Here is a 13,386-nt window from a genome sequence, read left to right as displayed (position 1 = left end):
CATGAAATCTAATCAATCAAATATCAAAAAAGCAAAAAAATACCTTAATAAAAATTACTGTATAGGCGTCCCAACTGAAACTGTTTATGGCTTAGCAGCTAATGCCTACATGGATTCCGCAATAAAAAAGATTTTTAGTTTAAAAAAAAGGCCTAAAAATAACCCCTTAATTGTTCATTATCACGATATTGATTCTCTAGAAAGAGATTGTTTAATAAATGAAAATTTCATCAAACTTTATAAAAAATTTTCTCCTGGTCCGATAACATACGTATTAAAATTAAAGAAAGATTCTAAAATTTCTAAATACGTTACTAATAATCAAAAAAGCTTAGCGGTAAGATTACCAAAACACACTCTATTTAAAAATTTACTAAAACAATTAAATTATCCATTAGCAGCACCTAGTGCTAATATCACTACAAAAGTAAGTGCAGTTAAAGCTAAAGATGTTAAAGAAGAATTTGGTAATAAAATTAAATATATTTTAGATGGTGGAGCGTGTGCAATTGGCATCGAATCCACTATCATTAACCTTATAGGTGAGCCCACTATATTAAGATTGGGTGGTTTAGATATTTCAAAAATCCAAAAAGTTTTAGGATTTAAATTAAATATAACAATTAACCCTAAGAAGAAAATTGCACCAGGCCAATCTCGTCTTCATTATTCTCCTGGTATACCTCTGAGAATGAATATAATTAAGCCAAAAGATGATGAAGCATTTATAATAATTAAAAAAAGAAAAACTAAGTTAAAAAATTATTTTTATTTAACTACTAAAAATAACTTAGATGAAGCTGCAAAAAACCTATACTCTTGTTTAAGAAAAATAAAAAATAAAGGGTACAAATCAATTGCTGTAGAAAAAATTTCTAATAAAGGATTGGGAAAAGTTATAAATGATAGATTGCAGAGGGCCTCTAGATATTAAATACTTAACTTAATTATGGTGCGCCACATAGGAGTCGAACCTATAACCCCCAGATTCGAAATCTGGTGCTCTATCCAGTTGAGCTAGCAGCGCATATAGTATTAATATTACATTTTATGGAAAAAAACATTAATTTAATAGTTGAGACAAATGAGAATAATCTTCGACTTGATGTATTCGTTAACAAAAGAGAGAAGTTAATTAGTAGAACTAGAATTAAAAACTTAATTTTAAAAGAAAAATTAAAGTTAAATAATATAATTGTTAACAGTCCTTCAAAAAAAATATGTACTGGTGATAAAATAGATCTTCAAATTCCAGAACCAAAAGAAGCTTCATTAAAACCTTATGATTTCAAATTAAAAATTGTTTATGAAGATGATGATTTATTAATAATTGATAAACCAGCTGGAATAATCATGCACCCTGGAGCCGGTAATTATGATGAAACAATTGTTAATGCTTTAATGCACTATAATAAAGATTCATTATCTACAATTGGAGATGAATTAAGACCAGGTATTGTGCACAGAATAGATAAAGACACTTCTGGGTTAATAGTTATAGCAAAAAATAATATTACACATGAAAATTTATCTCATCAATTCAGTGAACATACAATTACAAGAGTTTATCAACTTTTAATTTGGGGGAAGCTTAGACCTTCATCTGGAAAAATTGATACTTTTATAACTAGGAGTTCAAAGAATAGACAGATGATGGAAGTTAGTAGCTCCAAAGGAAAAAGGGCAATAACTAATTATAAAACTATAGAAATTTTTGAAAATGATAAAACTCCCACACTAAGTTTGGTTGAGTGTAGATTAGAAACGGGAAGAACGCACCAAATAAGAGTTCACATGACACATATGGGCAACAGCATTATGGGTGATGGTAAGTATAAAAAGAAATACAAAAAGCTTAAAAATATCGACACTAGTTTAGAAAATCTAATTTATAAATTGGATAGACAATTTCTACACGCTCATACACTGGGCTTCATTCACCCCAAAACTAATGATGAAATGACTTTTACCTCAATTTTGCCACAAGAACTTGAAAATATTCTAGTATTGCTTAGAAACACTGGCAAATAAGATCTTGAAATATTACAATAATTAATTAAATAAATACAACTTATGAGAACTACGATGAATAACAATCTTCCTGCACTTTCAAATGAGGGTGGCCTATCTGCTTACCTTGAGCAAATTAAAAAATTTCCTATGTTAGCAGCTGAAGAAGAATATATGCTGGCAAAAAATTGGAAAACAACTGGAAACGTTAAAGCTGCAGAAAAACTTGTAACCAGTCACCTTAGACTTGTTGCTAAAATTGCGATGGGTTATAGGGGATATGGTCTTCCAGTTAATGAGATGATTTCAGAGGGAAATGTTGGCTTAATGCAAGCTGTTAAAAAATTTGAACCTGAAAAGGGTTTTAGATTGGCAACCTATGCAATGTGGTGGATTAGAGCCTCTATTCAAGAATATATATTAAGATCTTGGAGTTTAGTTAAAATAGGCACAACAACTGCACAAAAAAAATTATTTTTTAATTTAAAGAAGATTAAAAATCAAATTGCTCCACAGTCAGAAGGTGATTTAAGGCCTGAACATGTAAATGAAATAGCGAATAAACTAGATGTTAGCGAACATGAGGTTGTCTCAATGAATAGGAGGCTTTCTGGCAAAGAATTTTCTTTAAATGCTCAAGTTGGTGAGGATGGTGATGAGTGGCAAGACTGGTTGGTTGATAAAGAGCTAGATCATGACCTTAAATTTGCACATCAAGAAGAGATGGGGCAAAGACAAAATCTATTGAAAGATTCTATAAAAATTCTTAATGAAAGAGAAAGAGAAATTTTATATTCTAGAAGATTAAATGATGAACCTACAACGCTCGAGGATCTAAGTAAAAAATATAAAATAAGCAGGGAAAGAATTAGACAAATAGAAAATAAAGCTTTTGAAAAACTTCAAAAACACATGTTATTATCCGCCAAATCTAAAAATTTACTTCCAGTAAACTAAGCTTCAAAAGGGTTTTCTAGAAGAATTGTATCTTCTCGTTCAGGACTTGTCGAAATACTTGAAATTTTAGTTCCTATAAAATCTTCTAAAGCGTAAATATATTTTTTTGCATTTTCTGGTAAAGCCTCAATATTTTTTATTCCCTGAGTAGAACTTTTCCATCCAGGAAAAGTTTTATAAATTGGTTTTATCTTAAGCTGATCCTCAACTGCAGCAGGAAGATAATCCATTTTTTTTCCATCCAATTCATACTCAACACACATTTTTATTTCATCAAGTTCATCTAAAACATCTAATTTGGTTAATGCAATTCCATCTATTCCTGAAATTTTGATTGTTTGTCTGACCAAAACCCCATCGAACCAACCACATCTTCTCTTTCTACTTGTTACTGTTCCAAATTCTTTTCCTCTTGATCCAAGCAACTCTCCCGTTTCATCAGTTAGTTCCGTAGGAAATGGACCTTCTCCAACTCTAGTTGTGTAAGCTTTTGTTATACCAAGTACATAATGGATGGAGTTTGGCCCACAACCAGTTCCTGTAGCAGCAGCAGATGCAACGGTATTGGATGATGTTACAAAAGGATACGTGCCATGATCAACATCTAATAGAATTCCTTGTGCACCCTCAAATAGTATTTTCTTTTCTTTTTTTTTAAATTCATCAATTCTAAGCCATACTGGTTGAGAAAACTTTAATATTTCTGGAGCAATTTTTAATAGGTCTTCTTTTAACTTATCTTTTTCAAAAATTTTTTTACCTAATCCTTTTCTAATTGCATTATGGTGAAGAAGTACAGTTTCCAGTCTATGATCAAGGTTTGTTTCAGATCTTAAATCCATAACACGGATAGATCTTCTTCCAACTTTATCCTCATAAGCAGGTCCAATTCCACGTCTTGTAGTGCCAATCTTTCCCTTTCCAGCTGCATCTTCTCTTATTTCATCCATCTCTCTATGAAAAGGCAAAATAAGGTTTGCAGATTCAGATATTATAAAATTATTTATATTTACCTCAACACCTTTAAATCTAATTTCTTCAATTTCTTCTAATAGTGCCCAAGGGTCAACTACAACTCCATTGCCAATAATAGAAATTTTATTTTTTCTAACAATTCCAGAAGGAAGTAATCTCAATTTATAAGTAACACCATCAATAACTAGTGTGTGCCCAGCATTGTGACCACCTTGAAAACGAATAACAACATCAGCCTGATCTGATAACCAGTCAACTATTTTGCCTTTTCCTTCGTCTCCCCACTGTGATCCAACAACTACTACATTTTTCATTATTTAAATTTTTTATTTATTATTATTGAACTCAAATGATTTATAGGACCATGGCCTTTACCATAATTTAGGTTAGATCTTATGGAATTATTTACATACTTAGTTGCTAGCTCACAAGATTTCTTTAATGTTTTTCCACATGCAAAGAATGTGGAAATAGCAGATGACAGCGTACAACCAGTTCCATGCGTATTGCTGGTTGTAATTCTTCTATTTTTTATAAGCATAATTTCTTTTTTGTTAACAAAAATATCTTGGACCACTCTAGAATCTAAATGACCACCTTTTATAAAAACATTTTTTGCCCCTAATTTCATCAAAATACTTGCAGCAAGAATCATGTCTTCTTTATTTTTTATTACAGTATTAGTTAATATTTCGGCTTCTGGGATATTTGGCGTTATCAAGCTAACTTTTTTTATTAATTCATTTTTTAATAGTTGAACTGCTTTTTCATCTATCAGTTTGGCTCCACCTTTAGCAATCATAACAGGGTCTAAAACTATTTTTTTAACTTTAATAAGATCCAAAGAACGAATTACAGATTTTATTACATTAGCAGAATGTAGCATTCCTATCTTTATCGCATCAGGCTTAATGTCTCTTGAAGTAAATTCTATTTGGTCAGAAATTTTTTTTGGTTCAATAGACACTATCGATTTAACACCTGTTGTATTTTGAATTGTTACAGCTGTTATTGCGGTCATTGCATATGAGCCTAGAGCAGTAATAGTTTTAATGTCAGCTTGAATTCCAGCACCTCCGGATGAGTCTGAACCAGCAATAATTAATATTTTAGACTTTGGTTTCAATTTATTTTATTTCTTTTAATATAATTTTTAAACACTCTTGAAGTAATTTATTATTTTCACTCTCACCCATTACTCTGATCTTTGACTCTGTTCCTGAATTTCTAACCACTATTCTCCCTTGTCCCTTCATCAATTTTTCTGCGTGTTTGATGGAATTTTTTACATTGATATTATTAATTATATTTTTATCTTTAATGTTAATATTTTCTAATATTTGAGGAGTTTTTTTAAAGGTATTAAAAAAGTTACTAGCTTTTTTCCCTTTTCTTAAAGAAAATAAAACTTCTAACGCAACTAATAAGCCATCTCCAGTAGTTGCAAACTTACCTAAAATAATATGCCCAGATTGTTCGCCCCCTAAATTAAAATTATTTTTTTGCATTTTTTCTTTTACATAACGGTCTCCTACATTTGCCCTATGAAATTTTATATTTTCTTGTTTAAAAAACTTTTCTAATCCATAGTTGGACATTAAAGTTCCGATAACACCACCTCTTAGCATTCTTTTTCTTTTCCATCTAATTGCTAGTGCTGCAATTATCTGATCACCATCAACTATGTTTCCTGTCTCATCACACATAATGATTCTGTCAGCATCACCATCAAGAGAAATTCCTATATGGGCTTTATATTTTTTTACAGCTAATTTAATTTTATTTGGGAAGGTAGAACCGCAATTTTGATTAATATTTAAACCATTAGGTTTTATTCCAATGGCAATTACTTTTGCCCCTAGAGATTTAAGCAATTCAGGTCCAGCCTTATATCCAGCACCATTTGCACAATCAATAACAATTCTCAAGCCTCTAAGGTTGAAATCTTTGGGAAAATTTTTTTTTAGTATTTTGATATAATCTTTGTTTCCACTTTCTAGCCGCTTTACACGTCCAAGTTCTTTTGGATTTGATAAATTATTTTCAATTGTTTTATCAATTAAAGCTTCTATCTTTTTTTCTATTTTATCAGACAGTTTCAATCCATCGGGACCAAATAATTTTAATCCATTATCATAATATGGATTATGAGATGCAGTAATCATAATGCCCATGTTTGCTTTCATAGATTTTGTTAGCATTGCAAGGCCATTTGTTGGTAAAGGGCCTAGTGTATAAACATGCATTCCAGCAGAGGTAAGCCCTGATACTAAAGCAGGTTCTAGAGTGTAACCAGATAGTCTGGTGTCTTTTGCAATTATTGCAACTTGTTTATTTTTTTTTTGTGTTTTAAAATATGTTCCTGATGCTAGACCAAATTTAAAAAACATATCACCGTTAATGTTTCTACTATTTACAAGACCTCTTATTCCGTCAGTCCCAAAATATTTTTTTATCATTAATTTTTTATTAATTGTTTAAATACTTTTATACTTTGTATTAATTCATTAACATCATGAATTCTTAAGATTTGAACACCTTGCATCATTGAATATATTGAGGAAGCAATAGTGCCTCCAAGCCTTTCTTTAGTATCATTTTTTCCAGACAAATCTTTGATAAATTTTTTTTTAGAAAGTCCAAGTAGTATAGGAAAACCAAGTGTATGAAAAATAGAAATACTTCTAATTAAATTCATATTATGTTTCAAATTTTTTCCAAATCCAATACCTGGATCAATTATAATATTATTATGTTTTATGCCCTTAGATCTTAAAAATTTTATCTTCTCTTCAAAAAAATCATATATATCTAATAATTCATTTTTATATTTTGGGTTATTTTGCATATTTTCTGGATTTCCTTGTGAATGCTGAATTACAAATGGAGATTTATTTTTTTTCAACAGATCAACTGTTTTAGAGTCATAACTTAATCCTGAGACATCATTAATCAACTTAATTCCTATCTTAATTCCTTTATGCATAATACCTGCTTTTCTTGTATCAAGCGAAAGTGGAATTTTTTTACCAATTTCTCTTATAATCTTTTCAATTCTACTCCATTCTTTTTCTTCACTTATAGATTTAGATCCTGGTCTTGTAGATTCTCCACCCACATCAATTATATCTGCGCCGAATTTGAATAAATCAAATGCATGTTTTAACCCTGCTTTTTTTTTATTAAATTTACCACCATCAGAAAAGCTATCTGGTGTTAGATTTAATACTCCCATTATGTTGGGAATTTTATTAAAATTTAAATTTGAAAAGTTGTTATTTTTTTTAGTAATGATTTTAAGATCTTTATCAATTTTTTCTTTTAGTAATTTTGGTAATTTTTTTATATTTTTAAGATCAATTATTTTTTTTGAATCTCGGGTAATAATTTCTATTTGGCTAAAAGAAAATTCTTTATTACCATTTAAGGGAAGATTTTTTTTCTCTCTAATTAACTTTATTGATGATTTACCGTAAGCAAAATTACACACCCTTGTGTAATACTTTTTCATTTATTTTTAATGAACTATTTTTGGCTTAAGGCCCATTGAGCTTAAAGCTGAACCTTTATCTTCATCTTCAACTTTTAAATCTTCTTTATTGTTTGGGTATATATTTTTATTTATTAAATTCTCTATCTCTTCACCTGAAAGTGTTTCGTATGTTAAAAGAGCTTTTGCTAATTTATGCAAGTCATCAATTTTTTCGGTTAAAACTTTTCTTGCTCTTTCATAGCCTTTATCTACAATTTTTCTAATTTCTGAATCTACTTTTTTAGCAGTTTCTTCTGACATATTTTGAGTTCTTGCAACAGATCTGCCTAAAAATACCTCTTCTTCATTTGCACCATAAGCAACTGGTCCTAATTCTTTACTAAGACCTGCTCTCATCACCATTGCTCTTGCTCTTTGAGTCGCCTGCTCAATGTCACTTGATGCACCAGTTGTAACTTTATCTTCACCAAAAATAATTTCTTCTGCTACTCTTCCACCCATAGCTATAGCTAATTGAGCATGAAGCTGTTCTCTTGTTTGAGATAATTCATCTCTTTCTGGAAGTTGCATGACCATTCCTAAGGCTCGTCCTCTTGGAATAATTGTTGCTTTATGAATTGGATGCGCAGCATCTTCATTGATGGTTACTATTGCGTGTCCAGCTTCATGATAGGCTGTTAAAGTTTTTTCTTCTTCAGTCATAATCATAGATCTTCTTTCGGCTCCCATCATGACTTTATCTCTAGCTTCTTCAAATTCGTTTAAAGTAACTATTCTTTTATTTTTCCTTGCTGCCAATAATGCTGCTTCATTAACTATATTTGCTAAGTCTGCACCTGAAAAACCTGGTGTTCCTCTTGCAACTATTCTTAAATTTACATCAGGCGCCATTTTGATTTTTTTAACATGCACTTTTAATATTTTTTCTCTTCCAATAATATCTGGAAGTCCAACAACTACCTGTCTATCAAATCTACCTGGTCTCAATAAAGCTGGATCCAATACATCAGGTCTGTTTGTAGCTGCAATAATTATTACCCCTTCATTAGTTTCAAAACCATCCATTTCAACTAACAATTGGTTTAAAGTTTGTTCTCTTTCATCATTTCCACCACCTAAGCCAGCACCTCTGCTTCTTCCAACGGCATCTATTTCGTCTATAAAAATAATGCAGGGTGAATTCTTTTTACCTTGCTCAAACATATCTCTAACTCGCGATGCTCCAACTCCAACAAACATTTCAACAAAATCTGAACCTGATATAGTAAAGAACGGAACACCGGCCTCTCCTGCTATAGCTCTTGCAAGTAAGGTTTTACCTGTTCCTGGTTGACCAACCAATAAACATCCTCTTGGTATTTTGCCGCCAAGTCTACTAAATTTTTTTGGATCCTTTAAAAATTGAACGACTTCCTCAACTTCTTCTTTGGCTTCTTCTACACCAGCAACATCGTCAAATGTTACTTTGCCTTTTAATTCGTTCATTAATTTAGCTTTGGACTTACCAAAACCCATTGCCCCACCTTTTCCACCTTGCATTTGTCTCATGAAAAAAATCCAAACAGCAATTAATAATAGCATCGGAAACCATGATAATAAAACTCCGAAGAGCGATGGCATTTTATCCTCCAGTGGAGCCGCTGAAATGCTCACACCTTTACTAGATAATTTTTCAATTAGGTTTGGATAATTTGGTGAGTATGTAGAAAAAGAATTTCCATTAGCAAGAAGTCCTCTTATATTGTTTCCCTGTATATCTACTTTTACAACCCCACCATTATCAACTTCAGTTAGAAATTCTGAAAATATGATTGAATTATTTTTACCCACATTAGCTTGAGGGTTTTTAAACATATTATAAAGACCAATTGTTAAAAAAACAATTACGGCCCACATCGCTAAATTCTTCATATTCATAGTTATAAGATAATAATTTTTATGAATTAAACAAGTGTCAAATTGTTACAAAATTTAAACTTAATGTCAATTTTCTTTAGATATTATTATGGTTTCATTTGCTCTTTCAACAAAACACCCCCCAAGAGTAACTTTTGAAAATGAATTGGCACTAATCCCTTTAATCAGTTCATTTACACTTTTACCTCTGACTGGATAATATTTTTTTCCCAATCTCTGAATTATTTTTGTTAGAGATCTAAAAATTATTTCATGCGATTGATCAAAAAAATTATTATTTAGAATATAAATATTTTTTTTTTTTAAAAAAACTAAATTTTTTTCTAAATTTCTATCTACGTAAAATTTAATTGACTTATCCGAGTCTTTTAAATTATTAATAGTTAGTTTAAGTTTTTTTATATCCAATCCCTCTTTTTCTAGTGAGTATATTAGTTTTCTAATCCTGGTTCTTTTATAATCCTCATTAATATTTGATGGGTCTTTAACAAAAAAACTAAACACTTCTTTAGAAATAAAAAGTAAATCTTTTTTTTCTAAATTTAATAATGGTCTTATGATTTTCAAATTTTGATATCTATATTTTGTATTTTTACTAAATGAAATTAGTCCATTTAATCCGCTGCCTCTAACTATTCTAATTAAAAAATTTTCATATAGATCGTTTAGATGATGCCCCAATAATAAATATTTGATATTATTTTTTTTACACTCATTTGCCAATAAAGAATATCGCTTATTTCTAGCTGTAGCTTGAATATTTTTAGATGGTTTTTTTCCATTCCAATTTAAAATTTTACACTGAATATCAATTTTTTTTAGAATTTTTTTTACTACTTCAGACTCTAATGAAGATTCTTTTCGAAGTTTATGATTAACTAAATAATATTTAACCTTTATTTTATTTTCTAATGAATAGCATTTAGTTAAGTAGGCTAATGCCAAACTATCTGGTCCTCCTGAAACAGCTACTGCTAAATCTTCTTTAGTTTTTAATGAAGATGAAAACTTATTATAAATTTTAAATATCTTTTTTTGATTTAGGTGGCTAAGAATTTTTTTATGTTTTTTGCTTTGAGCACTCAAATTTTTTAGATTCATACTTTGCTTTTTGAAGAACCGATTGATTAGCTTTTGGGTATTGCTTTTCAACTCCCACAATCATTTTACAACCTTGCTCTTTCTCTCCTATTTGAACCATTGATACACCAAGTTTTAATAAATTTATAGGAGCCTTCTCACCTTTTGGATATTTTTGATATCCCTCAAGATAAGCAGTAGCCGCATCGGTATAAAGTTGTCTAATTCTAAATGTTTCAGCATACCAATACTGGGCATTACCAGCAAGTTTATGTTCTGAATTGGTTATTACAAATTCTCTAAAAGCTCTCTCTGCTGTACTGTAATCACCTACTTTTAAAAAACTAGTTGCAAATTCATATTGTTTTTCTGGGGTATCATTGGGTAGTAGATTTTGCTCTGCTTCAAATGTTTCTGTTACTATTGAAGCGGTAGTTTCTACTGATTCTATTTTTTGAGTAGTTTCATTACTTGCTGTATCTTTATATGAAATTGAACCTAAGTCTTGTGGCTGCGAAGAACCTGGTAATTTTTTTACTTGCTCTTTTGGCTTAGTTGTTAATTTTTGACTAACATCACCTGAAGATAATGAGCTTTCGATATCCTGAAATCTTAATTGATTATCAGATTGAACTTTGGAAAGTCTATTCGATAACTTATCTATTTTAAAATTTATTTCTTCAAACTTATTAGTAAGTTCTCGAAACTGACTCTCCACCTCTGATAATTTTAATAAATGTCTTGTCAAAACATCTTCCGAATTTGCATCAAAATTTTTTTTACTATCAGAGTTTTCTATATTAATTGATCCAGAGTAGACTGCTTTTTCTAGTGTTTTTAAATCTTTTTGAATTAGTTTTAAAACTTTATTTATGTTGTGGTTATCTGCAAACACCACATTAGATAAAAAAATAAATATAAGTGTAAATTTTAACTGAGTGAATTTTTTATAATTAAACATGGTTAATTGAGTAGTAATTATAATGATGGCAAAAAAAAGACCCTATATACTTAAGCAATAGGGTCTTTTATAAATTTATTTTACTAGTTAGCTTTAACTGTAACTGATCTTCTGTTTTTTGACCATGACAAAGGATTAGAGCCTGAATCTACAGGTTTTTCTTTACCATAACTTAATACTGAAATTCTGTCTGAAGAAATTCCATAAGTCATTAAATAGTCTTTCGCTGAATTAGCTCTTCTTTCTCCTAATGCTAAGTTGTACTCTCTTGTACCTCTTTCATCAGCATGACCTTCTAATACAACATTAATATCTGAATTTTTTCTTAACCACGCAGCTTGTTTTCTTAAAGTTTCTCTTGAAGCAGTTGTAAGAACTGTTTCATTCGTTGCAAAGAAAACTCTGTCAGGAACACCTGATGCTAAATATTCAACCGATTCTGACCCGGTGTAAACATCACCTTGAAGTTGCCCTATTGTTTCTGTCTTTTTAGTTGCACAAGCGTTTAAAACTAAACATGCTACTAATATTAAAAATCCGTTTTTTAAAGTTTTACTTAGGTTCATTATTGCTCCTTAATTCTTATTTGAATTACTTACTTTTTCACAACTAATTAGATGTTTCAAGTTAAAAAATCAAGCAATTTAACAGTTAATTACTTAATAATGATGACCATGATGGGTCTGATGCATCTGTTTCTGTCTCAACCATTTTTTCGTTATAACCAGTTAGATCAATAGACCATAATTTAGCTGAAAAGCCTTCTCCTTTTATATTGGTTTTTGTCTCTCTATAAAAAATTAATACTCTTCCATTTGGAGACCAAGAGGGTGCTTCTTGATAAAAATTTTCAGTTAATAGTCTTTCACCTGTTCCGTCCGTTCTCATAACTCCAATATAAAACTTTCCCTTATGTAGTTTTGTGAATGCAATTAAATCACCCCTTGGAGACCATACGGGTGTTCCATATAAGCCATTTCCAAATGAAATTCTTTTAACATTCTTCCCATTACTATTCATGACATAAATTTGTTGGTAACCACTTCTGTCAGAATTAAAAGTAATATATTTTCCATCGGGAGAATAAGAGGGTGACGTGTCAATTGAAGGGTGGTTAGAAATTCTCTCAACAATTCTATTCTCAAGATCCATTGTATATATATCTGAGTTTCCATCTTTAGCAAAACTCATTATAATTTTTTTTCCATCAGGAGAAAATCTTGGAGCAAACGTCATGCCTGGAAAGTCGCCAACTACTTCTTGCATTCCAGTTTCAATATCAAGTAAATAAACTCTGGGTAAATTTCTAAAATATGAAAGATATGTAACCATTTGATTGGTTGGACTAAATCTTGGCGTTAAAACCAACTCATTGCCAAGAGTTAAAAATTTATTATTAAACCCATCCTGATCCATAATTGCTAATTTTTTTATTCTATTAGTTTTCGGACCTTCTTCAGAAATATAAATTATTCTTGTATCAAAATAACCTTTTTCACCAGTTAAACGTTCATAAACCTTGTCTGTTATTATATGCCCTACTCTTCTCCAATTATTTGGCACGGTTGTAAAAGCTAATGCCATCATTTCTTTTCCAGCTAAAACATCCCACAATCTAAACTCTACTCTTAATTTTTCATCTACAAAAGTAACCTTGCCTGTTACTAGAGCTTGAGCTTTTATTAAATTCCAATCTTCGAACCTTGGTTTTAAATTTGCAATATCTGGCTTTTGAAGAAACGCTTCTTTATTAAGAGGATTAAATAAGCCAGATTGTTTTAGGTTATTCTCAACAATGGCAGATATTTCCAATCCAAGGTTTTCTTTTTTTAATATTTTTTTAAAATTATCTTTCGAAGATTTGTCTATAGCCAAAGGTGAAACGGCAACAGGTAAGGGGTTTAAATTTCCCCTAGTAATATCAACTTCAATTAAAGCAAAGGCCTTAATAGGTAATAAGATTAATAATACATATAAATATCTAAATAACATT

Annotated in this window: 12 protein-coding genes and 1 tRNA gene; 3 read left to right on the top strand and 10 right to left on the bottom strand. The window is 30.4% G+C overall.

Annotation, left to right across the window (positions count from 1 at the left end):
• The first annotated feature begins 1 nt into the window (after position 1).
• Positions 2–934, top strand: coding sequence for an L-threonylcarbamoyladenylate synthase (locus tag ABXT58_RS00845; protein WP_415304180.1), 933 nt, complete (start codon positions 2–4; stop codon positions 932–934).
• Positions 935–950: 16 nt separating this feature from the next.
• On the opposite strand, the gene ABXT58_RS00840 is transcribed toward ABXT58_RS00845, so the two are convergent.
• A tRNA-Arg gene (locus ABXT58_RS00840) sits at positions 951–1,027 on the bottom strand.
• Positions 1,028–1,050: 23 nt separating this feature from the next.
• Here ABXT58_RS00840 and ABXT58_RS00835 point away from each other — a divergent pair.
• Both ABXT58_RS00835 and rpoH read left to right on the top strand, forming a co-directional pair.
• Positions 1,051–2,031, top strand: a complete 981-nt coding sequence (locus ABXT58_RS00835) for an RluA family pseudouridine synthase (protein WP_415304179.1) — start codon at positions 1,051–1,053, stop codon at positions 2,029–2,031.
• Positions 2,032–2,085: 54 nt separating this feature from the next.
• Complete coding sequence (rpoH, locus tag ABXT58_RS00830) at positions 2,086–2,967, top strand: RNA polymerase sigma factor RpoH (RefSeq protein WP_415304178.1); 882 nt, start codon at positions 2,086–2,088, stop codon at positions 2,965–2,967.
• On the opposite strand, the gene ABXT58_RS00825 is transcribed toward rpoH, so the two are convergent.
• The 9 genes from ABXT58_RS00825 to tolB form a co-directional block, all read right to left on the bottom strand.
• The gene (locus tag ABXT58_RS00825) at positions 2,964–4,256 is read right to left on the bottom strand and encodes an adenylosuccinate synthase (protein ID WP_415304177.1); all 1,293 of its coding nucleotides are present in this window, start codon (positions 4,254–4,256) and stop codon (positions 2,964–2,966) included. The two genes, rpoH and ABXT58_RS00825, sit on opposite strands and share 4 nt — an antisense overlap.
• A complete protein-coding gene (gene thiD / locus ABXT58_RS00820) occupies positions 4,256–5,068 on the bottom strand; it encodes a bifunctional hydroxymethylpyrimidine kinase/phosphomethylpyrimidine kinase (protein WP_415304176.1) in 813 nt (270 codons plus the stop codon). Before thiD ends, ABXT58_RS00825 begins: the two co-directional genes overlap by 1 nt.
• Position 5,069: 1 nt before the next feature.
• Positions 5,070–6,401, bottom strand: coding sequence for a phosphoglucosamine mutase (gene glmM, locus ABXT58_RS00815; RefSeq protein WP_415304175.1), 1,332 nt, complete (start codon positions 6,399–6,401; stop codon positions 5,070–5,072).
• Positions 6,401–7,453: a dihydropteroate synthase gene (folP, locus tag ABXT58_RS00810; protein ID WP_415304174.1), complete on the bottom strand. Its 1,053-nt coding sequence runs from the start codon at positions 7,451–7,453 to the stop codon at positions 6,401–6,403. The genes glmM and folP overlap by 1 nt, the downstream gene beginning before the upstream one ends.
• Positions 7,454–7,459: 6 nt before the next feature.
• The gene (gene ftsH, locus ABXT58_RS00805; RefSeq protein ID WP_415304898.1) at positions 7,460–9,346 is read right to left on the bottom strand and encodes an ATP-dependent zinc metalloprotease FtsH; all 1,887 of its coding nucleotides are present in this window, start codon (positions 9,344–9,346) and stop codon (positions 7,460–7,462) included.
• 72 nt (positions 9,347–9,418) lie between these two features.
• Positions 9,419–10,453, bottom strand: coding sequence for a tRNA lysidine(34) synthetase TilS (tilS, locus tag ABXT58_RS00800; RefSeq protein ID WP_415304173.1), 1,035 nt, complete (start codon positions 10,451–10,453; stop codon positions 9,419–9,421).
• Positions 10,413–11,393, bottom strand: a complete 981-nt coding sequence (ybgF, locus tag ABXT58_RS00795) for a tol-pal system protein YbgF (protein WP_415304172.1) — start codon at positions 11,391–11,393, stop codon at positions 10,413–10,415. Before ybgF ends, tilS begins: the two co-directional genes overlap by 41 nt.
• An 83-nt stretch (positions 11,394–11,476) precedes the next feature.
• The gene (gene pal, locus ABXT58_RS00790; protein ID WP_415304171.1) at positions 11,477–11,959 is read right to left on the bottom strand and encodes a peptidoglycan-associated lipoprotein Pal; all 483 of its coding nucleotides are present in this window, start codon (positions 11,957–11,959) and stop codon (positions 11,477–11,479) included.
• A gap of 85 nt (positions 11,960–12,044) precedes the next feature.
• Positions 12,045–13,385, bottom strand: coding sequence for a Tol-Pal system beta propeller repeat protein TolB (tolB, locus tag ABXT58_RS00785; protein WP_415304170.1), 1,341 nt, complete (start codon positions 13,383–13,385; stop codon positions 12,045–12,047).
• Between the last annotated feature and the right edge of the window lies 1 nt (position 13,386).

The sequence above is a fragment of the Candidatus Pelagibacter sp. Uisw_090 genome, assembly GCF_047717845.1.
In the GTDB taxonomy this organism is placed as follows: domain Bacteria; phylum Pseudomonadota; class Alphaproteobacteria; order Pelagibacterales; family Pelagibacteraceae; genus Pelagibacter.
Note: the sequence above shows the minus strand (reverse complement) of the source record. Positions and strands in the feature narration are given on the sequence as shown.

Excerpts from the sequence above, each read along its gene's own strand:
- ABXT58_RS00845 (WP_415304180.1), top strand. The coding sequence starts at position 2 with ATGAAATCTAATCAATCAAATATCAAAAAAGCAAAAAAATACCTTAAT.
- ABXT58_RS00835 (WP_415304179.1), top strand. The coding sequence starts at position 1,051 with ATGGAAAAAAACATTAATTTAATAGTTGAGACAAATGAGAATAATCTT.
- rpoH (WP_415304178.1), top strand. The coding sequence starts at position 2,086 with ATGAATAACAATCTTCCTGCACTTTCAAATGAGGGTGGCCTATCTGCT.
- ABXT58_RS00825 (WP_415304177.1), bottom strand. The coding sequence starts at position 4,256 with ATGAAAAATGTAGTAGTTGTTGGATCACAGTGGGGAGACGAAGGAAAA.
- glmM (WP_415304175.1), bottom strand. The coding sequence starts at position 6,401 with ATGATAAAAAAATATTTTGGGACTGACGGAATAAGAGGTCTTGTAAAT.
- folP (WP_415304174.1), bottom strand. The coding sequence starts at position 7,453 with ATGAAAAAGTATTACACAAGGGTGTGTAATTTTGCTTACGGTAAATCA.
- ftsH (WP_415304898.1), bottom strand. The coding sequence starts at position 9,346 with ATGAAGAATTTAGCGATGTGGGCCGTAATTGTTTTTTTAACAATTGGT.
- tilS (WP_415304173.1), bottom strand. The coding sequence starts at position 10,453 with ATGAATCTAAAAAATTTGAGTGCTCAAAGCAAAAAACATAAAAAAATT.
- ybgF (WP_415304172.1), bottom strand. The coding sequence starts at position 11,393 with ATGTTTAATTATAAAAAATTCACTCAGTTAAAATTTACACTTATATTT.
- pal (WP_415304171.1), bottom strand. The coding sequence starts at position 11,959 with ATGAACCTAAGTAAAACTTTAAAAAACGGATTTTTAATATTAGTAGCA.
- tolB (WP_415304170.1), bottom strand. The coding sequence starts at position 13,385 with ATGTTATTTAGATATTTATATGTATTATTAATCTTATTACCTATTAAG.